Source organism: Nocardiopsis sp. NRRL B-16309 (genome assembly GCF_001279585.1).
Lineage (GTDB): Bacteria > Actinomycetota > Actinomycetes > Streptosporangiales > Streptosporangiaceae > Nocardiopsis.
Genome location: NZ_LGEC01000148.1, coordinates 74151 through 98721 on the forward strand (window position 1 = coordinate 74151; position 24571 = coordinate 98721).

A 24571-nucleotide genomic window follows, 5' to 3' on the forward strand; every position below is an offset into this window, starting at 1 on the left:
CGCGGGCCGAACGGCCCACGCCTGACCCCCTGTGGTCGCGCCACAGGGGCGGCCGACCCTTCACTCCGGCGGCCCCGCAGGGCCGTCTGTGCACGTCCGACCCCCGAGACCCCGGCGGCCGGCGCCCCGCGAGGTTCTGTGGGGCACCCCTTCCGCAGGACTCAGTGGTCCCATGGCCGGGACCCCGAATTCAAGCTTCTCGGGAGCGCGTTTCCCACGTGTCCCCCGCGACGCACCGAACTCCCGGCGCCCGCAGGCGATCCCCGGCGCCCCGGCATGCCATGGGACTCCCGGTACTAGGAGAGGGCTTCGACGATCCGCGGGCCCAGTTCCGTGACGTCTCCGGCGCCCATGGTGAGCACGATGTCTCCGGGACGGGTGAGGTCGGCGACCGCGCGCACGACCTCCTCGCGGCCCGGGACGTAGTACACGTGGTCGTGCGAGACGCGGGAGGTGATGAGCTCGCCGGTGACCCCGGGCTCGGGGTCCTCGCGGGCCGCGTAGACCTCCATCACCACGACCTCGTCGGCGAGGCTGAGCGCGGCGGCGAACTCCTCGGCGAAGAAGCGGGTGCGGCTGTACAGGTGCGGCTGGAAGAGGGCGACGACACGGCCCTCGGGACGGCCCTGCTCGGCCGCCTCGTCGGCCAGGGACGCCAGCGCGGCACGGGTGGCGCGCAGGTCGGCCTCGATCTCCGTGGGGTGGTGGGCGTAGCTGTCGTAGACGGCCACACCGGCGGCCTCGCCCTTGGGCTCGAAGCGGCGCGCCGCACCGACGAAGTCGGCGATGCCCTCCACGGCGACCTGCAGGTCGTGGCCGAGTTCGTCGGCCACGGCCACGGCCGCGGCGGCGTTGAGCACGTTGTGCCGGCCGGGAACGGCCACCACGCCCTCGATCGGGTCCTCTTCGTCCGCGGTCTCCAGGGTGAACTCGGTGGCGAAGCCCCGCGCGCTGATCCGGGTGATCCGGTAGTCGGCGTCGGCGGCCTCGCCGTAGGTGCGCACCCGCTTGCCGCGCTCGCGGGCGAGGTCGGCGACCTTGCGGGCGCCGGGGTCGTCGATCCCGACGATCACCGTGCGCTCCACCCGGTCCACGAAGGACGCGAAGTTGGCGTGGATCTCCTCGATACCGCTGTAGTTGTCGAGGTGGTCGGCCTCGACGTTGGTCACCACGGCGATCTTCGGGGAGAGCATGAGGAAGGAGCCGTCGCTCTCGTCGGCCTCGGCGACGATCGCGTCGCCCGTGCCGGCGTCGGCGCCCAGGCCGGTGGTGACCAGCTTGCCGCCGATCACGTAGCCGGGGTCGGTGCCCAGGTGCTGGAGCACCACCGCGACCATCGAGGTCGTGGTGGTCTTGCCGTGGGTTCCGGACACCGCGACGCCCTCGCGGCCCAGCAGGAGCGCGCCCAGGGCGGCGGCCCGGGGCAGGACCCGCAGGCCGCGGCGGTGCGCCTCGACGAGTTCGGGGTTGTCCTCGCGGATCGCGGACGAGACCACGAGGGTCTCGGCCGTGCCGAGGTGGTCGGCGCGGTGGCCCACGTGGACGGTCGCGCCCATCGCCTCCAGCTCGCGCAGGGTGTCGCCGTCGCGGGCGTCGCTGCCCGAGACCTCGACCCCGGACTGCAGCAGGACCCGGGCGATGCCGGACATCCCCGCACCGCCGATCCCGATGAAGTGGGTCCGTCCGAGCTTGTCGACGGGGACCGGTTCGGTCGCCTGCACCAGGCTCATCGTGCGTCCTTCCCGTCGTCGTAGAACGCCTCGTCCTCGGCGTCGTCGTCTGGGATCGGGATCTCCGGCGTGGGGTTGTCGCCCCTGGCGATCGCCAGGACCTCGCGCGCCAGCGCCTCGTCGGCGTCGCGGCGGCCCATCCGGGCCGCCGCCTCGGACATGGTCACGACGCGGTCGGTGTCGGTGAGCAGCGGGATGAGCTCGCCCGCGATCCACTCCGCGGAGATGTCGGAGTTGTGGACCATGAGCCCGCCGCCGGCGCTGACGATCGGTTCGGCGTTCTTGGCCTGTTCGCCGTTGCCGATGGCCAGCGGCACGAACGCGCCCGGCAGGCCGACGGCGGTCAGTTCGGCGCAGGTCATCGCCCCGGAGCGGCACATCGCCACGTCCGCGGCCGCGTAGGCCATGTCCATCCGGTCCACGTAGGGGACCGCGACGTAGGGGATCCCGTCCTCGGTCAGGTCCTGGGGCTCGTCGGCGTTCTTCGGGCCCACGACGTGCAGGACCTGCACGCCCCGGTCGCGGAAGTAGGCCCGGGAGGCGAAGGCGGCCTCGTTGAGCCGCTGGGCGCCCTGGGAGCCGCCGAAGATCAGCAGTGTGGGCAGGTCGTGGCGCAGGCCGAAGAACGCACGGGCCTTGTCGCCCATGGCGAGCCGGTCCAGCGTGGAGATCTGCCGGCGCAGGGGGATGCCGATGAACCGGCCGCCCCGGATCTGGGCGTGGGGGTGCCCGGTGTACACGTGCGGGGTGAGGCGGGCGCCGAGCCGGTTGGCCAGACCGGGCAGCGGGTTGGCCTCGTGCACGACCGTGGGGATGCGGCGCCGGCGCGCGGCCAGGTAGCCGGGGGTGGCGACGTAGCCGCCGAAACCGACGAGGATGTCGGCCTGGAGCCGGTCCAGCTGGTCGCCCGCCGCGCTCAGCGCGCCCGCGAGCTTGCCGGGCACGGTGAGCAGCTTGGGGGTGAGCCTGCGCGGAAGGGGGACCGCGGGGATCAGGCCCAGTTCGTATCCGCGCATGGGTACCAGCCTGGTCTCCAGGCCCCGTTCGGTCCCCAGGCACAGGATCTCCGTGTTCGGTTCGAGCCGCCGCAACGCGTCCGCAAGGGAGAGTGCGGGCTCGATATGCCCGGCCGTGCCGCCTCCGGCGAGGGCTACCCTCATCGTCGCCTATTCCTCCTTGGCCGGTCGCCTGCCGGGACCGGTCCGTTCCTGTGCTTGGCCGTGGTCGTCCCGCCGCGGGGGCCCGGCGTCCGCGGGCCGCGCGCCGTGGTGGGACGCCTGGAGGTGGTCTTCGCGACCCGTTCCCTGAGGGGGGACGCGACCTTGTCCAGGCCAAGCCAGCTTAGAGCCCTTTGTGCCCAACCGGGACCCCGGGCCGCCAGGGCTTTCTGCGCCTGGGGCTCGGTGCGGGCCAGGGAGAGCAGCACCCCGAGCCCGATCATGGTGGGGATGAGCGACGATCCGCCGTAGGACACCAGGGGCAGCGGGATGCCGGTCACGGGCAGCAGACCGATGACGGCGGCGATGTTGATCATGGCCTGCCCGAGGATCCAGGTCACGATGGCGGCGGCGGCCAGGCGCGCGAACGGGTCGGTGACCCTGCTCGCCACGCGCAGCCCGGCGTAGCCCAGGACGCCGAAGAGGCAGAGCACGAGCAGGGTGCCGATGAGGCCGAACTCCTCGCCGATGATGGCGAAGATGAAGTCGGTCTCGGCGAAGGGCAGGAAGCCCCACTTCTCCCGGCTGGCGCCGATGCCCACGCCCAGGATGCCGCCCGTGCCCAGCGCGTAGAGGCCGTGCAGGGACTGGAAGCCCGCCCCGGTCGGGTCGGCGGCCGGGTCGAGGAAGTGGGTCACGCGCCGGAGCCGGTAGGGCTCGATCGCGATGACGATGACGGCCAGGGTCAGGACGAGGCCGATCATGGCGACGAAGAGCCGGCCCGGGGCGCCCACGACCCACAGCAGTCCCAGGAAGGTGAGCAGCAGGACCAGGGTGGTGGACAGGTCCGAGCCGATCAGCACGAGCAGCGCCAGCAGGCCGCAGCCGGGCAGCAGCGGGATGAGCAGGTGCCGCCACTCGGTGAGTTCGCGCAGTTCGTCCTTGCGCGCCAGGATGTTGGCGCCCCACAAGGCGAAGGCGAGTTTGGCGGGTTCGGAGGGCTGCATCACCACGCCCCCGACCTCCAGCCAGCGCACGGCCCCGTTGACCTCGGTCCCCTGGAACGCGGTGATGAGGAGCAGGGCGACGGACACGATCATCGCGGGATAGCCGACCAGGCGGAACACCCACGGGGGCATCTGCGAGGCGATCAGCATGAGCGGCAGGCCGATGGAGGCCGAGACCGCCTGCTTCTGGAACATGGAGAAGGCGGAGCCGGTCTCGGTGATCGAGTCGACCATGGTCGAGGACAGCACCATCACCAGTCCCAGGGCGATGAGTATCACGCCGCTGCCCAGGACGAGGTAGTAGGAGGTGAGGGGACGGTCCAGCGACCGCGCCCACGCGCGCCACACGGGCCTGTCCCGGCCACCGGTCACCGCACGCCCCGGGACCACCCGGGGAACCGTCGTCGTCGCCATCCACACCCTCCGCACGATTAGCGCCTCAATACTGGCGTACCGGCGGGTCGGGAACCGTGGACATTTCCCGCGTGTTGGTCATCTTTGGCGCGTGGGAGCGTGGTGGTGGGCACACGACTCGCCGCCCGCGCGCGCTTGGTCACGCACGGGCGGTGAGCGACTACTCAGAGCAGGCGGTGGACGGCCTCGGCGAAGAAGCGGCCCCGCTCGGGGTAGTTGGTGAACATGTCCATGGAGGCGGCGGCCGGCGCCAGCAGCACCGTGTCGCCCTCCTCGGCCAGGGCGGCGGCCTCGGCGACCACCGTGTCCATGACCGTGGGCCGCCCGGGTGCGTTCTCGACGGGTCCCTCCACCTCGACCACGGGGACGTCGGGCGCGTGCCGCTCCAGCGCCTCGCGGATCCGGGCGCGGTCGCGGCCGATGAGGACGGCGCCGCGCAGGCGGGAGGCGGCCTCGGCGACGAGTTCGTCGACCTCGGCGCCCTTGAGCAGGCCGCCGGCCACCCAGACCACGGAGCCGTAGGAGTTCAGGGAGGCCGCCGCCGCGTGCGGGTTGGTCGCCTTGGAGTCGTCCACGTAGTCGACCCCGCCGACCGTGGCCACGTGTGCGATGCGGTGCGGTTCGGGCTCGAACGCGGCCAGCCCCTCCCGGACCGCGGCGGGGGCGACGCCCACCGACCGGGCGAGCGCGGCCGCGGCGAGCGCGTTGGCCACGTTGTGGGGTGCCGGCGGGCGCACGTCCGCGAGTGTGGCGAGTTCCTCGGCGCTGCTGGCCGGTTCGGCGACGAAGGCGCGGTCCACCAGCAGGTCCTCGACCACGCCCAGCTCGCCGGGCCGGGGCGTGTCCAGCCGGAAGCCGACGAGCGGCGTGTGCGGGTCACCGTCCTCCTCGGCCAGGCGGACCGACCAGGCGTCGGCGGTGTTGACGACCCGGAGGGTGCCGCGCGCGAAGACGCGGCCCTTGGCGCGGGCGTAGGGGTCCAGTCCGCCGTGCCAGTCCAGGTGGTCGGCCGCGACGTTGAGGACGGCGGCGGCGTGCGGTCGCACGCTGCTGGACCAGTGCAGCTGGAAGCTGGAGAGTTCCACGGCGAGGACGTCGTGGTGGCCGCCGTCGGCGTCGGGCCGGACCGCGTCGATGATCGGGGTCCCGACGTTGCCGACCGCGAGCGCGTCGCGGCCGTCGGCGCGCAGGATGGACTCCAGCATGCGCACGGTGGTGGTCTTGCCGTTGGTGCCGGTGATGGCCAGCCACACCTGGTCGGCGGGCTTGAGCCGCCAGGCGAGTTCGACGTCGCCGATGACCTCGACGCCGGCCTCGGCCGCCCGGAGCAGCAGCGGCGAGTCGGGCCGCCAGCCGGGCGAGGTGACGACGAGGTCGCAGTCCTCGGGCAGGGGGGTCTGGCCCAGCACGACCCGGGCCCCCTCGGCGGTGAGGGCGTCGGCGATCGGACGGGTGGTGTCGTCGTCGCGGCCGTCGACCACGACGACGCGGGCCTGCTCGGCCAGCAGGGCGCGGGCGACCGGGGGCCCGGACACGCCCAGGCCGGCGACGCAGACCGATCGGCCCTTCAGCCGCGCGGCGAAGTCGGGCCCGGCGCCCGGAGAGGCCGGAGGCGTCGGTCGAGGGGGGTGGGCGGCGGGTGGGCTCTGTTCGTGCGGCACGGTGCTACCTCGGCATCCATTCCAGGTAGAACAGGCCGATGGCGGTGGCCACGAACAGCCCCTGGATGATCCAGAAGCGGATCACGATGGTGGTCTCGGCCCAGCCCCTGAGCTCGAAGTGGTGCTGCAGCGGCGCCATCCGGAACACGCGCTTGCCGGTGAGGCGGAAGGAAGTGATCTGGATCATCACGGACAGGGTGATGATGACGAAGAGGCCGCCGATGAGCAGGAGCAGCAGCTGGGTGCGGGTGGTGATGGCCAGGCCGACGATGAGGCCGCCCAGGGCGAGCGAACCGGTGTCGCCCATGAAGATCTTGGCGGGCGGGGCGTTGAACCAGAGGAAGCCGATGCACGCGCCGAGCGCGGCGGCGGCCACCACGGCCAGGTCCAGGGGGTCGCGGACCGTGTAGCAGTTGTTGGCCAGGTAGGACACGCAGGACTGGCGCAGCTGCCAGTTGCCAATGATGACGTAGGCGACCAGCGACAGGATGGTGGCGCCGGTGGCCAGGCCGTCGAGCCCGTCGGTCAGGTTGACCGCGTTGGAGAAGCCGACGATGAGGAACAGGGCCCAGGCGATGAAGACGACCACCATCAGGGGCGGTCCGAAGTCGCGCAGGAAGGACAGGCTGGGCGCGGCGGGGGTGTAGCCGTACCCGTTGGGGAACATGGTGACCCCGTAGGCGAATCCGACGCCGACGATGGCTTGGCCGACCATCTTCGCGCCGCTGCGCAGGCCCAGGCTGCGGCGTTTGTAGATCTTGATGAAGTCGTCGAGGAAGCCGACGCAGCCCATGCCGACGAACAGGAACATCACCAGCAGGCCGGAGGCGGTGGGTCCGGTGGCGGTGGGCTGGACGATCCAGAGCACCAGGTGCGAGCCGAAGTAGCCGATCACCGCGCCGAGGATGATGACGACGCCGCCCATGGTGGGCGTGCCCTGCTTGGTCTTGTGCCCCTCGGGGCCGTCGTCGCGCACCTCCTGGCCGAACTTGAACCGGTAGAGGAGCTTGATCAGCGGCGGCATCAGCGCCATGGACAGGATCAGCGACAGCGCCGCCGCGATGGAGATGCCGATCACTGGACATCACCCTTGGTGATGTGGTCGATAACCCTTTCGAGCGCTGCCACCCGAGATCCCTTCACAATGACGACGTCTCCCGTGCGTATCCGTTCGCGCAGTGCCGAGGCCGCCGCCTCCGCGTCGGCCGCCCTGACGGTCTCCCCGTCCCACTGCCCGGCCCGGGCGGCGCGTTCGGCTCCGACGGCGATGCCCTCGGCCTCGGCGCCCACCACGATCAGGTGGGACACGCCCGTGCGGGCGGCCAGTTCGCCGACCTTCTCGTGTTCGGCGCGGCCGTCCCCGCCGAGTTCGGCCATGTGGGCCAGGACGGCGATGGAGCGGCGTTCGCGGGCGAGCGCGCCCAGTGTGGTCAGCGCCGCCCGCATGGACTCGGGATTGGCGTTGTAGGCGTCGTTGACGAAGGTGGCACCGTCGTGCTCGGTGACCTCCATCCGCCACCGGCTGACCGGCGTGGCGGCCCCGAGCGCCTCGGCGACGGCGTCGGCGTCCATGCCGAGTTCGTCGGCGACCGCGGCCGCGGCCAACGCGTTGTGCACCTGGTGGGCGCCCACCAGCGCCAACCGCACCTGGGCCGTGCGACCGCCCAGGTGCAGTGTGAAGGAGGGCGCGCCGTCGTCGCCCAGGACGACGTCGGTGGCGCGCACGTGCGCGTCGTCGGCCAGCCCGTAGGTGACCACGCGCGCGGTGGTGCGCGCGGCCATGGCGCTCACCCGGGGGTCGTCGGCGTTGAGGACGGCCACGCCGCCGCTGCCGCGGCCCTCGCCGCCCGGGGGCAGGGACTCCACGAGCTCGCCCTTGGCCCGGGCGATGGCGTCGCGGTCGCCGAACTCGCCCATGTGGGCGCTGCCCACGTTGAGGACCACGCCGATCCGGGGCGGGGCCACCCGGCACAGGTGGGCGATGTGCCCGATGCCGCGCGCGGCCACCTCCAGGACGAGCTGGCGGGTGCCGGTGTCGGCCCGCAGCACGGTCAGCGGGTGGCCGATCTCGTTGTTGAACGAGCCGGAGGGGGCCACGGTCGGCCCGAGGCGCCCCACGACCTGGGCGATCAGGTCCTTGGTGGTGGTCTTGCCGGAGGAGCCGGTCACGCCGATGACCTCGGTGGCCTCCGCTCCGCGCCGGGGGTCGCCGAGTTCCAGGGCCACGTGCCGGGCGAGCCGGGCCAGCGCCGCCACGACCGCGTCGTCCCCGCCGTCCACCAGCAGGTGGGGCACGTCCACCGGGCGGGAGGCCAGGACGGCCGTCGCACCGGCCTCGACGGCCCGCCGGGCGAAGTCGTGTCCGTCGACGCGTTCGCCGCTCAGGGCGACGAAGAGCGCCCCCGGAGCGGACTGCCGCGAATCGATGACGACGGGGCCGTCGACGACGGCGTCGGGGCGCGCTGATCCGCCGATGGCGGCTTGGGTGATCTCAGCGATCCGATCGAGCGTGAGCGCGATCAAATCCACTCCTCATGTCAGGCCGGTCCCACGGCGCCGCTGGGGCTGTAGGCCACCCGGCCGGAGTCAGGTCAGGGGATGGCACCGCGGGTGCCGTGCGCGCTGTGCCGTACGGGCGTCACCACGGGACCGGCCGGAGCCGAGCCCGCGGGCGCCACCGTGGGCGGCACGTGTCAGGCTGCGATTGCCGGACCTACCTTAGAACATGTTGGGGTCCCCGGGGTCCCCACGGGGCCCGTGTGGAGCAATATGCGCCAGTTCGTGACCGTCCGTGGGCTGGGACGTCACCAGCCAAGGGGCCCGTCGCCGGGTGCGCGCGCCGGGGCGCGGGAGGCGTGCCCCCGCTCCCCGGCGCGCGTGTCCGCCCCGCGGGGGCGGCCCGGTGTCAACCCAGGTCGGGCACGCGGTGGATGTCCTGGAGGGCGACGCCCAGGCGCTCGCGGGCACTCATGCTCAGGTGTCCCTCGATGGCCTGGCGCAGCACCTCCCGGTCGTCGAAGGGCAGGACCTCGCCCTTGACGTACTGGCCGGTCTCGTGGCCCTTACCGGCCACGACGACCACGTCCCCGGGGCCGGCCCGGTCCACGGCCAGGCCGATCGCCTCGGCCCGGTCGAACTCCACCGTGACCCGCGCGCGCTGGTCCTCCGGCACCTTGGCGACGCCTTCGAGCATGGCGGCGGCGATGGCGACGGGGTCCTCGGTCCGCGGATTGTCATTGGTGACGATGAGCTGGTCGGCCAGCCGCGCGGCGGCCTCGCCCATGAGCGGGCGCTTGGCGCGGTCGCGGTCCCCGCCGCAGCCCACGACCATGGTGAGGCGGCCCTCGGTGGTGGCGCGCAGCGCTGTGAGCACGGCCTCGATGGCCCCGGGTTTGTGGGAGTAGTCCACGAGCGCGGTGAAGTCCTGGACCGCGCTGGGCACCGAGCCGACCACGACCTGCTCCATGCGCCCGGGCACCCCGGGCGCGGCGGCCACACCGGCGATGGCGGTCTCCAGGGGCAGGCCGGCCTCGACCAGCCCGACGATGGCGGCCATCGCGTTGGAGACGTTGAAGGGGCCGGGCAGGGCGACGGAGGCGTCGGCCTCCATCCCGCCGGGTCCGACGATGCGGAAGGTGCTGCCCGCGGCGCCCAGCTCCACGTCCACGGCCTGCCAGTCGGCCGCCATCCCGTTCTCCGGCCCGGCGTCGGACCGGCCCTCCACGGCGAACGTGGTGACGGGCACGGCGCCGTCGCCGCGCACCATGTCCACCAGCGCCCGCCCGAAGCGGTCGTCGGTGTTGACCACGGCGATGTCGCAGTACTCCGCGGAGAACAGGCGGGCCTTGGTCTCGAAGTAGTCGCGCAGGTCCGAGTGGAAGTCCAGATGGTCCTGGGACAGGTTGGTGAAGATCGCGACGTCGTAGCGCGTCCCCCCGACCCGGCCGAGCGCCAGGGCGTGGCTGGAGACCTCCATGGCCGCGGCGGTGACGCCGCGCTCGCGCATGACGGCGAAGAGCCCGTGCAGGTCGGTGGCCTCGGGGGTGGTGAGGGAGGAGGCGACGCGTTCGTCGCCCACGCGCATCTCGACGGTGCCGATCAGGCCGGTGTTCATCCCGGCCGCGCGCAGTCCCGACTCCACCAGGTAGGTGATGGTGGTCTTGCCGCTGGTGCCGGTCGTGCCGACCAGGAGGAGGTCGTGGCCGGGGTCGTCGAAGACCCAGGAGGCGGCCGTGCCGAGCGCGGCTCGGGCGTCGGGGACCACCAGGGCGGGCAGGCCGGCGGCCGTGGCCCGGTCGGCCCCGGCCGCGTCGGTGAGGACGGCGGCGGCTCCGGCCCCGGCCGCCTGCGCGGCGAAGTCCGCGCCGTGCGCGCGGGTGCCGGGGAGGGCGGCGTAGAGGTCGCCGGGGCGGACCTTGCGGGAGTCGTGGGTGATGCCGCGGACGTGCACCTCCTCGCCGGGCACCTCGGCGGTCTCGCGCGCGCCCGTTTCGGGGCGCAGCAGGGTGGCGTCCGGCCCGAGCAGCGTCGCGAGGGCGGACAGCGGACGGAGTTGAGTGTGTTCTGGTCGCATTACCGGTGGCACGAGTGGAGGTTAACGGCTGTGGAGGACCGCTCGGTAATTTCCACGCTGCGATGAGGGAGGAATCTCCGAACTGGCGTTTCACCCAGGTTACGCCCGGGGCCGCCCGATCACCCTCGACTAGCCTCGTTCCCATGGAAGCCCGAAACACGCCGCTCGTCCTGGACGGCGGCCTGGCCACCCTCCTGGAGTCCTACGGCCGCGACCTGGGCGGCGGGCTGTGGTCGGCACGTCTGCTGGCCGAGGATCCCGACGTGATCCGCCGGGCGCACCGCGACTACTTCGAGGCGGGAGCCGACGTGGCCATCGCCGCCGGGTACCAGGCGAGCGTTCCGGCGTTCACCGCCCGGGGGTACGGGCGGGCGGAGGCGGAGCGGCTGGTCGTGCGCTCGGTGGAGTTGGCGCTGGCCGAGCGGGACGCGTTCGGGTCCGGCCTGGTCGCCGCGGGGGTGGGGCCCTACGGCGCGTCCCTGGCCGACGGCTCGGAGTACACCGGCGACTACGGCCTCGACGAGGACGGCCTGTACCGGTGGCACGAGGAGCGCTGGCGGCTGCTCGTCGGCGCGGGCGCGGACCTCGTCGCCTGCGAGACCATCCCCTCCCAGGTCGAGGCGAGGGCCCTGGCCCGGCTGGTCCGGGAGACGCCGGGCGTGCGGGCGTGGGTGAGCTTCTCGTGCCGCGACGGCGAGCACCTCAACGACGGCACCCCGATGCGCGAGGCCGTGGCCGAACTGGCGCCGCTGTACGCCGCCGGCGGTCTGGTGGCGGTCGGCGCCAACTGCACGGCGCCCCGGTTCGTGCCGTCCCTGGTGCGCACGGTCGCCGAGGCGGGCGTCCCGGCGGTCGCCTACCCCAACTCGGGCGAGAGGTGGGACGCCGCGGCGCGGCGCTGGACCGGCACGAGCGAACCGCAGGAGTTCGGGGCCGCGGCCCGGGGCTGGTGGGAGGCCGGGGCGGCACTGGTCGGCGGGTGCTGCCGGACCGGCCCCGAGCACGTCAGGTCGGTGCGCGCGCACCTGGCCTCCGCCGCCCCGTGAGCGAACGGCGGGGACGGGCGGCACCGACCGCGCCGTCCGCCCCCGTGACCATCGGCCGGTCCCGTCACTCCTCCAGGCGGATCGCGGGCGGCTCGGTCTCCGTCGGCGGCACCTTGAGCGACTGCAGGGCGAAGGACATGATGTCGTTGAACACCGGCCCCGCGGCCTCGCCGCCGTAGTAGGTGTCCTGGGGGTTGTGCAGGACCACCTGGACGACGACCTCCGGCGCGTCGGCCGGGGCGAAACCGGCGAAGGTCGCGGTGTAGCCGCCGCCCTCGTAGGTCCCGGTCTCGGGGTTGATGCGGTTGGCCGTACCGGTCTTGCCCGCCACGCGGTAGCCGTCGATGCGGGCCTGGGGGGCGGTGCCCTCGTCGCTGGTGACCGCCTCCAGCATCAGGGCGAGCCGGTCCGCGGTCTCCTGGCTGACCACCCGCCGCTGCTCGGGGTCGTCCGAGGGCGTGAACTCCCCGTCCGCGTCGACCGTCCCGGCGACGATGGTCGGGTCGGCCCGCACACCGCCGTTGGCGATGGTCGCGTACACCGACGCCATCTGCGTGGCGTTGACCGACAGGCTGTGGCCGATCGACACCGACGGCAGCTGTGTGCCCCACCAGTCGTCGGGGTCGGTGAGGACGCCCGCCTCCTCCCCCGGCAGGTGCAGCCCGGTGGGCTGGCCGAGCCCGAAGTCCTCCATGTAGGAGTGCAGGACGCCGGCTCCGACCTGGTCGGCGATCTTGATAGTGCCCACGTTGCTGGAGTGGGCCATGATCCCGTTGACGGTCAGGCGCTGGGTCTCGTGGTAGCTGGAGTCCTTGAAGGTCTGGTCGTAGTACTGCTGGGCGTAGGGCACGGTGTAGACCGTGTCGGGCGTGGTCAGCCCCTCCTCCAGGGCCGATCCGATGGTGATGACCTTGTTGGTGCTGCCCGGCTCGAAGGTCTCGTGCACGGCCCCGTTCGACCACTCCTCGGGCCCGGTCGCCTGGATGTCGTTCTGGTCGTAGCTGGGGTAGTCGGCCATGCCGATGACCTCGCCGGTGGGCAGCATGGCGATGGCGCTGCCCCCTTCGGCGTCGAGTTCCTCGACCCGCTCGGCCAACACCTGGGCCATGTGGAACTGCAGGTCGCGGTCCAGTGTCAGGCGCACGTCCTGGCCGGGAACCGGGTCGCGGACCAGGCCGCCCGCCATGGGGATCTGCGTGCCGTCGGCGCCCACCTCGACCTGGCGCTTGCCGGCCTCGCCCGCCAGGGTGCCGTCGAGGTAGCCCTCCAGGCCCTCCAGTCCGTGGCCCTCGGCTCCGACGAAGCCGACCAGGTCGGCGGCACCGGTCTCCTCGGGGTAGACGCGGTCGTAGTCGACCTGGGCGCCGACACCGGACAGGCCCAGGTCGCGCATCTCGCCCCACGCCTCGGGGGTGACCTCGTTCGCCACCACCTGGTAGCGGCTGGGCCTGGCGTCGACCTTGGCCTCGACCTCGTCCTCCTCCAGGTCGAAGCGGGTGACGAGTTCGTCCACGAGCTGGTCGCGCTCGTCCTCCTCGACCTCCTCGGGGTCGACGAAGACGGTGCGCACCTCCACCGACAGGGCGAAGGGGTGGCCCCCGGCGTCGGTGATCTGGCCGCGCAGCGTGGGGATGTCGATGGTCTGCAGGCGCAGGTTGGAGGCGGCTTCGGCGTAGGTCTCGGCGTCCAGCCCCTGGATCTGGACCAGGCGGCCGGCGAACAGCAGGATGACGACCGCGATCAGCGCCGCCCCGAGCTTGAGCCGCTTGCGCGGGTCGCCCCGGTGGAAGGTGCGCCGCAGCAGGGGCGGCGGCGGAGGCGGTGGCGCGGGACGGCGGCGGGGGGCACCGCCCTCCGGCGCCCGGCGGACCCGGCGCGCGCTGGACCCGCCCTGGGCGGCCCGCGCCGCCGCGGACGCGCGCGTGCCGCCGTCGGGACGGCGCGGTTCGCGCTGGGGGCGCTTGTTCGGTCTGGAGCCGGAGCGCCCGGACGCGCCGGGTCTGCGGGGGTCGCGGGGGCGCCGGTCACGGGGCGTGCTCAATCACCGCTCCCAACGCTCCCGGACACCCGGCCCTCGTCGAGGTCGAGGAAGAGCGGGCCCTCACCGGGCTCCATGCCCATCTCCTCGGCCTCCGAGGCGATCCGCTCGGAGGTCTCCAGGTGGGCGACGCTCTCCCGCAGCTGCTGCTCCTCGTAGGACAGCTCGCGGTTCTCCGCCTGCAGGCTCGTGATGGCGAAGGCCTCCTCGGCCACGACGCTGCGCAGGACGAGCAGGCCGACGAGCGCTCCCCCGAGCAGGCACAGCACGAGTAGGACGAAGGGGATGCGCGGTGCGCGCCCCGCGTGCTCGCGCGGTGCCCCGGCGGTGGTCGCCGGGCGTGCCGGCGCGCGCTTGGGCGCGGCCTTGGGTACGGCCTTGGTCCCCGGCCGGGTCCTGGTGCCGGCGGTGCCGCGCGAGGAGGCACGGCGTGTGTCCGTCCTGGTGCTCATGTGGTCTCCCTACTGCCGCGACGGCCTGCGCACGCGTTCGACCGCCCGGAGACGGGCGGACTGCGCACGCGGGTTGCGTTCGTTCTCTTCGTCCGTGGGGAGCTCGGCCCCCCGGGTGAGGAGTCGGAGTTCGGGCTGCCGGTCGGGGAGCGGGACGGGCAGGTCCGCGGGGGTGGTGTCCTTGGCCAGCGCGGCGAACGCCCGCTTGGTGATGCGGTCCTCCAGCGAGTGGTAGGACAGCACGGCGATGCGTCCGCCGACGGCGAGCCGGGACAGGGCCGCGGGCAGGGTGCGTTCGAGGATGGACAGTTCCGCGTTGACCTCGATGCGCAGCCCCTGGAAGGTCCGCTTGGCGGGGTGGCCGCCGGTGCGGCGGGTGGCCGCGGGGATGGCGTCGCGGACGAGCTCGGCGAGTTCGCGGGTGGAGGTGATGGGCTCCTGGGCGCGCCGGCGCTCGATCGCCCGGGCCACACGGGAGGCGAAGCGCTCCTCCCCGTAGGCGCGCAGGACGCGGGTGAGCTCGGCGACGGGGTAGGTGTTGACGACCTGGCCGGCGGTGAGCTCCTGGGTGCGGTCCATCCGCATGTCCAGCGGCGCGTCGTGGGCGTAGGCGAAGCCGCGGTCGGTCTCGTCCAGCTGGGGTGAGGAGACCCCGAGGTCGAGCAGGACCGCGTCGGCCTCGGAGACGCCCGCCTCGTCCAGGGCGCGCGGGATCTCGGAGTAGACCGCGTGCACGAAGTGGGTGCGGTCGGCGTAGGGCGCGAGCCGGGCGGCGCTGCGCTCCAGGGCGGTGGTGTCGCGGTCGACGCCGACGAGCCGCAGGGTGGGGCAGGCCTTGAGCAGGGCCTCGGAGTGCCCGCCCAGCCCCAGGGTGCCGTCCACCAGGACGGCGCCGGGCTCGCTGAGCGCGGGCGCGAGCAGTTCCACGATGCGGTCGAGCATGACGGGCACGTGGAGGGGGTCGATCCCCTCGCGCGCGGCCCGGATGCGGTCCTCGATGTCACCGGAGCCGTGCCCACGGTGTGGCCCGCCGTCGCGGCCGGGGTGTTCCCGCCGCCCGTTGTCCCCCATGCGCCGCCGATCCTCCACGCTGTCGCCGTCTCCCCCTGAGTCGCCGCGGTCGCGTCGTTCGTACGCTCCGCGGTGTCCGTCGCGTGGCCCGGCCGGGTTCCGGCAGGGCCGTCCGGACACGGCCGCTATTGTCCACCTTCCGGCGGACCCGCGTTCACCACCTGGCACCGGGGAAGTCGCGCCAGCTCGTGTGTGCCGTCTCCGGAGGCCGTTGCCGGACTCCGACGTGCAAGGGTGTGGACTTCGTGCTGGTGATCCCGACGATGGCGCCACCGGGCTCACAGCACCCCGGGCAGCACCTCCTCCGACAGTCGCGCGAAAGCCTGCTCCTGCTCGGCCTCGTAGTCCGACCACGCCTCGTCCGCCCAGACCTCCAGGCGGGTGTTGGCACCGATCACGACGCAGTCGCGATCGAGTCCCGCGTAGGCGCGCAGCTTCGGCGGGATGGTGATCCGGCCCTGCTTGTCACAGGACTCGTCGGACGCGCTGGCGAAGAGGATCCTGCTGTAGTCGCGAACCGCCTTGGCGGTGACCGGGGCCGAGCTGAGCGCGTCGGTGACGCGCTGGAACTCCGCCGTCGGGAAGACGTAGAGACAGTGCTCCTGGCCTTTCGTGATCACCAATCCCCCCGACAGTTCGTCGCGGTACTTCGCCGGAAGGAACAACCGTCCCTTCTGATCGAGGCGAGGCGTGTGAGTGCCGAGGAACACAGTGGCACCCTCCTCACCCCGAAGTGGAGAATTCACCAGCTCCACGATGCTCCACCTTACTCCACTCCGCCCCACCGTCAACAGCTTCAATCCCGATTCGCGCCGCAAAGAATCGATAAATGCGCAGGTCAGCGGGGTGGAGCAGAGTGGAGGGCGCTGGCGTGCCACCCACGGCCCGCCCGCGCCGCACCACGAGCCCGCTGAGGTGGTGCGACGCCGCCGCGACGCGCGGGCGCACGCGCGCGCGAGACGTGGCGGATTCCGGGCGGGCCGGAACACCGGTTCCCTGGATTCCGGGGTCGCCCCACGCGACGCGGGCGCGAATGGAAGGTGGGCGATTCGGGCCCTTCGGCCTCTTTGGCCGACCCCCGCCCCTCGCGGCCCGGCGGACACCGGCGGGAATGGGGCGGGGCCAGAACCACGGCACCGGTACGAGCGTCACAATTTCCGCGAGTGCGAAGTATCGCTCCACGCCGGTGACCAAGCCGGTAGCCTCGGTTCGACCATCGGTACACGAAGACCAGACGGAGCGGAGGTTCTCGTGTCACTCCACACACACCACGGCGGCCGCGGGGGCGCAGGCGGTGCCCACGACGGCGTCAGCGAGGTCGTCGCCGTCGCCGACCGGATCACGACCGCCATCGAGACCGTCATCGAGGGCAAACCGGAGGTGCTGCGGATCGCGCTGACGGTGCTCCTCGCCGAAGGCCACCTGCTCATCGAGGACGTCCCCGGCGTCGGCAAGACCATGCTCGCCAAGGCCCTGGGCCGCGCCGTGGACTGCTCGGTCCAGCGCGTCCAGTTCACCCCCGACCTGCTGCCCAGCGACATCACCGGGGTCAGCGTCTTCCACCAGGACCGCCACGAGTTCGAGTTCAACCCGGGCCCGGTGTTCGCCAACATCGTCCTGGGCGACGAGATCAACCGCGCCTCCCCCAAGACCCAGGCGGCCCTGCTGGAGTGCATGGAGGAGCGCCAGGTCAGCGTCGACGGCCAGACCCGCGCCCTGGAGCGGCCGTTCATGGTCGTCGCCACCCAGAACCCCGCCGACATGGAGGGGACCTACGCCCTGCCCGAGGCCCAGCGCGACCGGTTCATGGCGCGCGTCTCGGTCGGCTACCCCTCGCCGCAGTCCGAGCTGGACATGATCGACTCGCACGGCTCGCGCTCACCGCTGGACTCCCTGGCCGCGGTCACCAACGCCGAGCGGGTCCGCGACCTCGCCGACCAGGTGCGCTCGGTGCACGTCGCCCCCGGCATGCGCCGCTACGTCGTCGACCTGGTCAACTCCACCCGGACCAGCCCGGAGCTGCGCCTGGGCGCCTCTCCCCGCGCGACCCTGCACCTGGTGCGCGCCGCCCGCGCCTACGCCGCCCTGGACGGGCGCCACTACGTCGTCCCCGACGACGTGCAGGCGCTGGCGGTCCCCGTTCTCGCGCACCGGCTGCTGCCCGCACCCGAGGCCCAGATGGAACGGCTCACCGCCGAGCAGATCGTCGCCAAGCTGGTGGCGCGCCTTCCGGTCCCCGGCCCGAACTGACCGACCGCGCCCCCGCGGCGCCCCGACGCCCGAGAGAGGGCACATGCGCCCACCCGTCTCCCACCACCACCCTCAAGGGACGCCAGCGGCGCAGTCCCAACCCGACGTCTCCCACCACCACCCCCAAGGGACGCCAGCGGCGCAGCCCCACCCCAACGCCAACCACCACCGACCGACGGCCCCCGTGATCCCGACACCTCCGGTGCGGTCCCCCGCACCCGCCTCCCACGACTCCGCGCCGGCACCCGCCGCGCGGCCGCGCCGGCGCCGCCGCTTCACCGCCCGCGGTGTGTGCATGCTGGTCCTCGGCCTGGTCGCGGTGGTCGCCGGTTCCGTTCTGGGCCAGCGCGAACTCGTCGCCGTGGGCGTCCTGCTCCTGGCCGTGCCGCCGCTGTCCGCGCTCACCGTCGTGGGCGCGACCGCGCGGATCGCGCACAGCCGGTCGGTCGTCCCGGTCCGGGTCGCCGCCGGGCACGACGCCCGGGTCCTGGTGCGGGTGGGCAACACCTCGCGGACGTGGCCGGTCTCCGCGCTCTTCGTCGAGGACACCCTCCCGGCGCCGCTGGGCACCGAGCCCCGCTACACCATCGGCCACCTCGGTCCGCGCGCGGTCCGCGACGTCACCTACCTCGTACGCCCCGCGGTGCGCGGCAGCTACCCGGTGGGGCCGCTCCGGATCGGTGTCGCCGACCCGCTCGGGTGCGTACGCGTCACCCGCGACGTCGGCGCGCCCTCGACCCTGCTCGTGACCCCGCCGGTCGTGCCGCTGGACGCGCTGGGCGGGGCCGACGGCTCCCAAGGCGAGCAGTCCCCGCGCCGGACGGTGAGCGGCGTGGGCGAACAGGACCCGGTGCCGCGCGAGTACCGGCACGGCGACGAACTGCGCCGCGTGCACTGGCGCTCCACCGCCAAGCAGGGCGAGCTGATGGTCCGCCGCGACGAACAGCACTGGCGGGAGAACAGCTCCATCCTGCTGGACACCCGTCGGAGCGCCCACCGGGGCGAGGGCCCCGGCGGTTCACTGGAGACGGCGGTGAGCGCGGCGGCGTCGGTGGCCGTGCACCTGATCGACGGCGGCCACGAGCTGCGCTTCCTGACCGAGAGAGGCCGGATGCACACGGCCGACGCCTCCGGTGTGCTGGACGGTCTGGCCGTCACCCGCGCCTCGGACGCCCCCGGCCTGTTCGGCGGGATCGACCAGCTCGGCGGATCCCGCAGCGCCTCCTCCAGCCTGCTCGTGGCGGTGCTGGGCGCGGTCTCGGCCGAGGAGGCCGCCGCGCTGTCGGCGGTGCGGGGCGCCGCCGCCCGGGTCGCCGTGCTGTGCGCGCACGGCGCCTGGCCCGCCCATCCCTCCGCGCCCGAGGCCGCCCCCGCCCCCGGACTGCCCGAGTCGGTCCGCGGTGTGCGCGACGTCCTCACCTCCGGCGGCTGGCGCGTCCTCATCGTCTCCTCCGCCTCCGAACTGCCCGCGCTGTGGCGTCGCGCGACCGCCGGTGAGGGCGCCGCCGCTCCGTACCCGTCCCGGGAGGGTCGGCGTTGAGAACACTGATGCCCCTGGCCACCCTGGTCTGCCTGCTCCTGGCGATGCCGCTGCTGAGTTCGCTGCTCCGCGGCCCCTGGTGGGTCCCGGCGGTCGTGCTGATGGTCGCGGTCACCGCGGTGTCGGCGCTGTACCGGCTGACCAGCTGGAACCTGCTGCCCGTGCCGCTCCTGCAACTGCTGGCGGCCGCCGTGCTGATCACCCCGATGTTCGCCGCTGGGGACGCACTTGCGGGTGTCGTTCCCACGGCCGACAGCATCGCGCACCTGGCGAGGACGCTCCAGCAGGGCCTGAACACCATCGACACGAACGCACCGCCGGTCGCCGCCTCCGCCGGAGTGCCCCTGATCATCGGGGTGGTGTTCGTCGTGTTCATGATCACCGCGGACTTCCTGGCGGTGACGGCGCGCTGCCCGGGCATGGTGGGCGGTCTGCTGCTGGCGCTGCTGGCCGTACCTCTGGTCGTGGAGGGCGAGACCCTGGCCTGGGGAGCGATGGCCGCCGCCGCGGCGGGGTTCCTCGGCCTGCTGGCCGCGGACATGTGGGTACGCGGCCGGGAGTGGGGCATGTTCGTCCCCTACGAGGGGCCGGAGGCCCGCGTCCTGGGCGGTCTGCGCCGGTTCGCGGTGACGGCGGTCGCCGTGACCGCGGCGATCCTGCTGGCGCTCTCCCTGCCCGCGGCGGTCCCGTCCCTGCGCAGCGACGTCTTCAACGACCTGGCCGACGGCACCTACATCCGCACGGGCGGGGAGGACATCACCACCCCACACCCGTTCGTGTCGCTGCGGCGGGACTTGGGGTCGCTCTCGGACCGCACGGTGCTCACCTACCGCTCCACCAGTGACGACCCGGACTACCTGCGCATGTTCGCGCTCGACGAGTTCGACGGCGTGAACTGGACGATGACGCCCGTCAACGCCTCCGACGACAACGAGGCCTCGGGGGAGCTGCCGCTGCCCGCGGGATGGTCCGAACCCGCGCCCGAGGAGACGGTCACGACCCAGATCTCCATGGACTCCGACTCGCCGCGGGTGGACTTCCTCCCGATGCCGTACTGGGCGAGTTCGGTCGAGGTCCCCGGCCAGTGGTACATCGATCCCGCGTCCCACATGGTCTTCACCACGAGCAGCCCGACCACCGGTCTGAACTTCACCGTGGAGTCCGTGGAGCACCAACCCTCCGGGGACGAGCTGGCGGCGGCCGGGAACCCGCGGTCGCTGGGCGGTGGCCACCTGGACCTGCCCGACGACCTCGACCCGGCGGTGGAGCAGCTGACCGAGCAGGTGACCGCCAACGCCGACACGCCCTACGAGCGCTCGGTCGCGATCCAGGAGTACTTCACCGACGGGTCCTTCACCTACGACCTGTCCCCGCCCTCCGCGCCCGAGGGGGTCGACCCGCTGGCGCACTTCCTGCTGACCGACCAGGTGGGCTACTGCGAGCAGTTCGCGGGCGCCATGGCCGTGATGGCGCGCCAGGCCGACGTACCGTCGCGGGTGGCGGTGGGCTACACCGCGGGCGAGAACATCGAGGGCGACCGCTGGTCGGTGACCGTGGGCGACGCCCACGCGTGGCCGGAACTGTACTTCGAGGACGTGGGCTGGGTGCGCTTCGAGCCGACCCCGGCGTCGTCGGACGCCGGCCAGGGCTCGGCGACTGTTCCGGAGTACTCCTCCGGTGGCAGGGCGCCGGGCACCGATCCGGTCGAGCTGCCCGAGCCCGGCGCCGAGGAGCCCGCACCGCCGGAGCCCAGCACGCCCGCCGACGAACCGTCGGAGTCGCCACGGGAGAGCGAGTCGCCGGAGGACGAGGCCTCCGCGCCGATGGCCGACGGAGGGGACGACGGCACCTCGGACACCGACCTGTCGTGGCTGCCCGCGGCGGGCGCGGTGGCCGGGGGCCTACTCCTGCTGTCGCTGCCCGCGCTGGCCCGGGTGCTCGTGCGCTGGACGCGGACGTCCGGGCTGCCGGGGGCCGCACCGGTCGCCGGTGCGCACACCGCCTGGCGCGAACTGCGTGACACGTGGCTGGACCTGGGTGGCGTGTGGGACCTGGCTGAGAGCCCGAGGGCGACAGCCGAGCGGCTGGCCGGGCACGACGCGCGCACGCGCGCGGCGCTGTGGCGGCTCGCCCTGGCCGAGGAGTCGGCGCGCTACGCTCCGGCGCCCGCGGACGGGACGGGGCTACGGGAGGACCTGCTCACGGCCCGTGCGGGCCTGATGTCGGCGGCCTCTCGGGGGGCGCGGCTGCGCGCGGTGCTCCTGCCCCGCTCGCTCCCCCCCTGGGCGGCCCCGCGCCCCGCCCCCGCACCGGCGTAGGGCGGGGTCCGGCACCGGGCGGAGTACACGGCCCGGCGGCGCGCGCCCGGTCATCGGCGGGCCGAGGCGCACGGCACCGGGCGCACGAGCACAGGCAGGTGGAACACGAACGTGGTGGGGGCCGCACGGTGACCGTGCGGCCCCCACCACGTGGGTTCCGGAACCCCTGGGTCCCGAAGCGAACGCCCCCGCGCCCCGCCCTGGAACAGGGTCCTCGTGGCGGCGGGAGGCGAACCGAGCTACTCGTTGCCCTCCTGGCGACGCCGCCAGCGCTCCTCGAAGCGGTTCATCATGCCCGGACGGCTGCCGCCGCCCTTGCGCCGCTGCCGTGGCTCCGCCGCCGCGGTCGCGGCCTCGGCGCCGCCACCGGCCGCTTTGCGCCAGGCGTTGGCCCCCCAGAGGAAGCACGCCAGCATGACGATGAAACCGAGGACACTGATGAGCACCTGCATGACCGGGTTGCCGATCAGAAGCCCGGCCAACAGCAGGACGACGCCGATGACGAATCCGAGACCGGCCTTGATGATCCAGCGCTTGTAATGGACCGCGGGGTTCGTTTGCCGAACGGTGTTCGCGAACTTCGGGTCCTCGGCATACAGCGCCCGCTCGATCTGGTCGAGCATGCGCTGCTCGTGTTCAGAGAGCGGCACGGCGCCTCCCTACGACAGTCCCCGGTTGGGGTGACGGGTACTGATAAACAGTCTCTTGGTCAGTGGTATGCCCAGAATACGGTGCACTAGCGCCTGCTGGAAAGAAAAGCTGCGTGTGTACCTGGCCCACTACGGCCACGATACCCGCGCCCTGTATCGGAAACACCAGCTTCCATGCCTCTCTGCTACCCCTGACTGCGATCCTACTGTTGGAACGCTTCACGGTGACCGGAAGTTGCCGCATCATACGTCGTTTTCGTCACGTTTGGCCAGCACTGCCGACTGTATCGCGCCCTGCCCGAAACGTGCGGTAACGCGGTCCATCACGCGCTCCACGTCCCTCCACCCGGTGTCCTCCTCCCCCAGTGCCAACTGGCGGTGTGCCTGGTCGGCGGGGGTGACCCCCTCGACCCGTACACCCACCAGCCTCAGGCGTACCCGCTCCATCCCGGCGGCGGCGTACAGTTCGCGCGCGACGGCGCTGATCTCCCGGGCCACGTCCGTGCTCTCGGGGAGGGTGCGCGACCGCGAGATCGTGGAGAAGTCGGCTCGCCGCAGCTTCACGCTCACCGTGCGCCCCACCTGTTCGGTCGCGCGCAGCCGCCGCGCCACCTTCTCCGAGAGCCGGAGCAGCTCCCGGTTGATCACGTCCGGGTCGCCGACGTCGACGTCGAAGGTCTCCTCCGCGCCGATGCTCTTGTCCGGCGACTCCGGGACGACCGCACTGGTGTCGATCCCGCGGGACAGCTCGGACAGCCGGGTGCCCGCCTTGGTGCCGAGCTCCATCCGCAGCAGGTCGGGTTCGACCCGGGCCAGTGCTCCGACCGTGCGCAGGCCGAGCTTGACGAGGGTCTGCTCGGTCTTGTCGCCCACGCCGGGCAGGGCCCCGACGGGCAGGGGGTCCAGGAAGCCCTGGACCCGGTCGGTGGGGACGAGCAGCAGGCCGTCCGGCTTGCAGTGCGTGGAGCCGAGCTTGGCGGTGAAGCGGGTGGCGGCCACGCCCACCGAGCAGGTGAGCCGCTGCTCGGCGCGGACGCGCTCGCGGATCATCGCGGCGATGCGCACCGGGCCGCCCAGCCGGCGGCGGGCACCCGAGACGTCCAGGAAGGCCTCGTCCAGGGACAGGGGCTGCACCAGGGGCGTCACGGACCTCAGGATGTCCATGACCGCCTCGGAGACCTCCCGGTAGGCGCGGCCGTCGGGCGGGAAGACCACGGCGTCCGGGCACAGGCGCGTCGCCCGCACCATCGGCATCGCCGAGTGCACGCCCTTCGCCCGGGCCAGGTAGTCGGCGGAGGAGACGACGCCGCGCGGGCCGGTCCCGCCGACGATGACCGGACGGCCGCGCGCCTCGGGGTTGCGCAGCTGTTCCACGCTCGCGAAGAACGCGTCCATGTCCAGGTGCAGGATGTGGCAGTCGGTGTCAGGGCCCGAACCGTCCGCGGGGAAGTCGGCGCCCAGCGGCACGATGCCCTCGGCGGAGACCATCCCCCGCAGCGCCGCGCCGCGTTCCAGTTGCCGTCGGCTCAATGTTCTCCACGACCTCGCAGGCTCGGTACGGGGCTCGGGACGCCCGGAGTCCGGGGTTCCTCGTCGCCGGCGCGGCTCGCTCGCGGGCCCGCACCGTCGCCCGCCCAGGCGGACGCCTTCGGCGCGGTCCCTCCCGCCGCGACCCCGTCTGCGCCCGCGGAACCCTGGCGCGCCCCTCGCTGCTCCCTGGACTCGGGGGCGGCCGAACGGCCCACCTCTGACCGCACGGGATCGGAGGCCGCCCTTCGTGAACGCCCTGGTAGGGCGCCCACACACCAGCTTACGCCGACCACCGGGCTCCGCGGGGCCGAGGTCAGGGGCGGTGGGCGACGGCGTGGAGCTGGGTGGCGATCCCGATGAGCTCGGGGTGCTCGGCGGCGGCCCGCTCCAGTTCCACCAGGCGCTGTCCGGCCTGCGCGTCGCCCTCCCAGGCGTGCCCGGGGAGGACGTCGGCGAACGCCCGGACACCGCGGATGCTCTCCTGCTCCAGACCGGCTCCGCCGATCAGCGCCAACAGCTGCTGACGGGTGAACCGGCGCGGCATGGGGTCGCTCTCGCCCCAGCGGCCGTCGGGGTCGACGAGGAGCCGGTGGGCGTCCTCGATGTGCCCGGCCAGGGCCCGGTGGAGGGCGCCGGCCACCGCGTTGGTGACCAGCACGCTGACCGCGCCGCCGGGCCGGGTGATGCCGACCACGTCGTGCATCGCGGCGGCCGGGTCCTCGACGTACTCCAGGACGTTGTGCACCAGGACCAGGTCCGTGCTGCCGGGCGTGAACAGCCCGGACAGGTCGCGCGTCTCGCCCTGGACGCCGCGTACGGCGACTCCGCGCTCGGCGGCCCGGCGCTCCAGCGCGGCCAGCGAGTCCGGGCTGGGCTCGACGACCGTGACCCGGTGGCCGAGTTCGGCGAGCGGGACGGCGGCGCCGCCGGTGCCCCCTCCCGCGTCCACGATCTCCAGGGGTCCGCCGTCACCGAGCCGGGCCAGCAGTCCCTCCAGGGCGTCCCACACGACCGCGGTCCGCGCGGCGTTGGCCGCCCGCACCGGTCCGGCCGTGCCGCCGGCGCCCGGCCCGCCGCTGTCGGCGGTCGCGGTCGCAGTGCTCCTGTCAGTCACCTGACGTCCCCTCCATCACT

General features: G+C 73.3%; 18 protein-coding genes. 4 read left to right on the top strand and 14 right to left on the bottom strand.

All coding sequences use genetic code 11. From position 1 onward, the window contains the following. Nucleotides 1-296: 296 nt before the first annotated feature. The 7 genes from murC to ADL05_RS28780 form a co-directional block, all read right to left on the bottom strand. Nucleotides 297-1730, bottom strand: coding sequence for a UDP-N-acetylmuramate--L-alanine ligase (gene murC / locus ADL05_RS28750; RefSeq protein WP_053620155.1), 1434 nt, complete (start codon nucleotides 1728-1730; stop codon nucleotides 297-299). Beyond that, the gene (gene murG / locus ADL05_RS28755) at nucleotides 1727-2890 is read right to left on the bottom strand and encodes an undecaprenyldiphospho-muramoylpentapeptide beta-N-acetylglucosaminyltransferase (protein WP_053620156.1); all 1164 of its coding nucleotides are present in this window, start codon (nucleotides 2888-2890) and stop codon (nucleotides 1727-1729) included. Before murG ends, murC begins: the two co-directional genes overlap by 4 nt. Then, on the bottom strand, nucleotides 2887-4308 hold the full coding sequence (ftsW, locus tag ADL05_RS28760; RefSeq protein WP_053620157.1) for a putative lipid II flippase FtsW: 1422 nt from the start codon (nucleotides 4306-4308) through the stop codon (nucleotides 2887-2889). The genes murG and ftsW overlap by 4 nt, the downstream gene beginning before the upstream one ends. Before the next feature lie 164 nt (nucleotides 4309-4472). Beyond that, nucleotides 4473-5969: a UDP-N-acetylmuramoyl-L-alanine--D-glutamate ligase gene (gene murD, locus ADL05_RS28765; RefSeq protein ID WP_369801010.1), complete on the bottom strand. Its 1497-nt coding sequence runs from the start codon at nucleotides 5967-5969 to the stop codon at nucleotides 4473-4475. Between the two features lie 4 nt (nucleotides 5970-5973). Beyond that, nucleotides 5974-7047 (bottom strand): phospho-N-acetylmuramoyl-pentapeptide-transferase, encoded by a 1074-nt coding sequence (gene mraY / locus ADL05_RS28770; protein ID WP_053620158.1) that lies wholly within the window; start codon nucleotides 7045-7047, stop codon nucleotides 5974-5976. Then, nucleotides 7044-8492 carry a UDP-N-acetylmuramoyl-tripeptide--D-alanyl-D-alanine ligase gene (murF, locus tag ADL05_RS28775; protein WP_053620159.1) on the bottom strand — a complete coding sequence of 483 codons (1449 nt, stop codon included), beginning with the start codon at nucleotides 8490-8492 and terminating at the stop codon, nucleotides 7044-7046. Before murF ends, mraY begins: the two co-directional genes overlap by 4 nt. A gap of 382 nt (nucleotides 8493-8874) precedes the next feature. Then, nucleotides 8875-10542, bottom strand: coding sequence for a UDP-N-acetylmuramoyl-L-alanyl-D-glutamate--2,6-diaminopimelate ligase (locus ADL05_RS28780; RefSeq protein WP_053620160.1), 1668 nt, complete (start codon nucleotides 10540-10542; stop codon nucleotides 8875-8877). A 143-nt stretch (nucleotides 10543-10685) separates the two neighbouring features. Here ADL05_RS28780 and mmuM point away from each other — a divergent pair, with 143 nt between their 5' ends. After that, the gene (gene mmuM, locus ADL05_RS28785) at nucleotides 10686-11588 is read left to right on the top strand and encodes a homocysteine S-methyltransferase (protein WP_053620161.1); all 903 of its coding nucleotides are present in this window, start codon (nucleotides 10686-10688) and stop codon (nucleotides 11586-11588) included. A 64-nt stretch (nucleotides 11589-11652) separates the two neighbouring features. Here the strand turns inward: mmuM and ADL05_RS28790 are convergent, their stop codons facing one another. The 4 genes from ADL05_RS28790 to mraZ form a co-directional block, all read right to left on the bottom strand. Further along, entirely contained in the window at nucleotides 11653-13629 is a 1977-nt protein-coding gene (locus ADL05_RS28790) for a penicillin-binding protein 2 (RefSeq protein ID WP_053620162.1), read from the bottom strand. Continuing rightward, nucleotides 13626-14078, bottom strand: a complete 453-nt coding sequence (locus ADL05_RS28795) for a hypothetical protein (protein WP_053620163.1) — start codon at nucleotides 14076-14078, stop codon at nucleotides 13626-13628. Before ADL05_RS28795 ends, ADL05_RS28790 begins: the two co-directional genes overlap by 4 nt. Before the next feature lie 9 nt (nucleotides 14079-14087). Next, on the bottom strand, nucleotides 14088-15149 hold the full coding sequence (rsmH, locus tag ADL05_RS28800; protein WP_053620164.1) for a 16S rRNA (cytosine(1402)-N(4))-methyltransferase RsmH: 1062 nt from the start codon (nucleotides 15147-15149) through the stop codon (nucleotides 14088-14090). Nucleotides 15150-15427: 278 nt separating this feature from the next. After that, a complete protein-coding gene (mraZ, locus tag ADL05_RS28805) occupies nucleotides 15428-15859 on the bottom strand; it encodes a division/cell wall cluster transcriptional repressor MraZ (protein ID WP_053620165.1) in 432 nt (143 codons plus the stop codon). 541 nt (nucleotides 15860-16400) lie between these two features. Between mraZ and ADL05_RS28810 the strand changes: the two genes are divergently transcribed. The 3 genes from ADL05_RS28810 (at nucleotide 16401) to ADL05_RS28820 (ending at nucleotide 21257) form a co-directional block, all read left to right on the top strand. Continuing rightward, nucleotides 16401-17399, top strand: coding sequence for a MoxR family ATPase (locus ADL05_RS28810; RefSeq protein ID WP_053620166.1), 999 nt, complete (start codon nucleotides 16401-16403; stop codon nucleotides 17397-17399). A 295-nt stretch (nucleotides 17400-17694) separates the two neighbouring features. After that, a complete protein-coding gene (locus ADL05_RS28815; RefSeq protein WP_053620226.1) occupies nucleotides 17695-18939 on the top strand; it encodes a DUF58 domain-containing protein in 1245 nt (414 codons plus the stop codon). A gap of 8 nt (nucleotides 18940-18947) precedes the next feature. Further along, nucleotides 18948-21257: a transglutaminaseTgpA domain-containing protein gene (locus tag ADL05_RS28820; protein WP_053620167.1), complete on the top strand. Its 2310-nt coding sequence runs from the start codon at nucleotides 18948-18950 to the stop codon at nucleotides 21255-21257. 239 nt (nucleotides 21258-21496) lie between these two features. On the opposite strand, the gene ADL05_RS28825 is transcribed toward ADL05_RS28820, so the two are convergent. The 3 genes from ADL05_RS28825 to ADL05_RS28835 form a co-directional block, all read right to left on the bottom strand. Then, a complete protein-coding gene (locus ADL05_RS28825; RefSeq protein ID WP_053620168.1) occupies nucleotides 21497-21907 on the bottom strand; it encodes a DUF3040 domain-containing protein in 411 nt (136 codons plus the stop codon). A gap of 243 nt (nucleotides 21908-22150) precedes the next feature. Further along, nucleotides 22151-23395, bottom strand: coding sequence for a DNA polymerase IV (gene dinB / locus ADL05_RS28830; RefSeq protein ID WP_053620169.1), 1245 nt, complete (start codon nucleotides 23393-23395; stop codon nucleotides 22151-22153). Between the two features lie 355 nt (nucleotides 23396-23750). After that, nucleotides 23751-24551, bottom strand: a complete 801-nt coding sequence (locus tag ADL05_RS28835; protein ID WP_053620170.1) for a methyltransferase domain-containing protein — start codon at nucleotides 24549-24551, stop codon at nucleotides 23751-23753. Nucleotides 24552-24571: the final 20 nt, after the last annotated feature.